The organism is Streptococcus oralis, from assembly GCF_001075875.1.
GTDB lineage: Bacteria > Bacillota > Bacilli > Lactobacillales > Streptococcaceae > Streptococcus > Streptococcus oralis_I.
In genome coordinates, this window is the sequence record NZ_JUOS01000203.1 from 1 (window position 1) to 367 (window position 367).

Here is a 367-nt window from a genome sequence, read left to right on the forward strand (position 1 = left end):
CTGATGCCGATTTTAAAGGACTTGAATCAATGGGGAAAAGAATGGTTGCATTAAATTTTCTTCTTCTTTTTGTCACTTTCATCTTGCCACTTAGGTTCTCATTTTGACCGCTTATCCCAAAAGGCCGTTTTTTAAACGGCTTTTTTGCTAGACTGATACTGTCAAAAAGGAGAGAGAACATGATATTACACGCTAAAAACATCAGTAAACGGTATGGAAATCATCTAGTGATTGATCATATTCACCTACAGTTTGAAAAGGGAACGTTTAATGCGATTCTAGGACCAAATGGGGCGGGGAAATCAACGACTGAGAAATAAGATTATTGACTCACTATTTATGGAAGTAGTTATTTAAGAGAGAAAGA

The 367-nt window shown here is 36.2% G+C and carries 1 pseudogene; it reads left to right on the top strand.

Annotation, left to right across the window (positions count from 1 at the left end):
• Nucleotides 1–179 precede the first annotated feature (179 nt).
• Nucleotides 180–311 (top strand): annotated as a pseudogene (locus ADM33_RS11035) (ATP-binding cassette domain-containing protein); the annotation flags it as partial.
• Nucleotides 312–367 lie beyond the last annotated feature (56 nt).